This is a genomic window from Streptomyces aureocirculatus (assembly GCF_000720475.1).
Classification (GTDB): Bacteria; Actinomycetota; Actinomycetes; order Streptomycetales; family Streptomycetaceae; genus Streptomyces; species Streptomyces aureocirculatus.
The window spans coordinates 1-226 of record NZ_JOAP01000210.1; the positions used below are offsets into that span (position 1 = coordinate 1).

The 226-nt window shown below is 66.8% G+C and carries 1 protein-coding gene; it reads left to right on the plus strand.

Annotated features, from left to right (window positions below):
• A partial coding sequence (locus tag IG78_RS43720) for a hypothetical protein (protein WP_037687783.1) occupies positions 1-192 on the plus strand: 192 nt, incomplete at its 5' end.
• Between the last annotated feature and the right edge of the window lie 34 nt (positions 193-226).

Below are 226 nucleotides of genomic sequence, written 5' to 3' on the forward strand. Positions count from 1 at the left end.
CCCCTGTCCGGCTCCGACCGGGAGGGGGCCGTCATGGAAGCCGTCCGCCGCAAGATCCTCACTGATTGGGACCGCCTGCTGCGCACCGACGGTGCGACGTCCTTTCGCCCCGAGCTGCACGTCGTGAACGACACCCGCGACCGCCACCCCTGCTTCACCCCTCTTCGCTGCCTGCTGTCGGCGTACACCTGAACGTGGCTCTGGCAAGATTTTCGTAGCCGGAGAT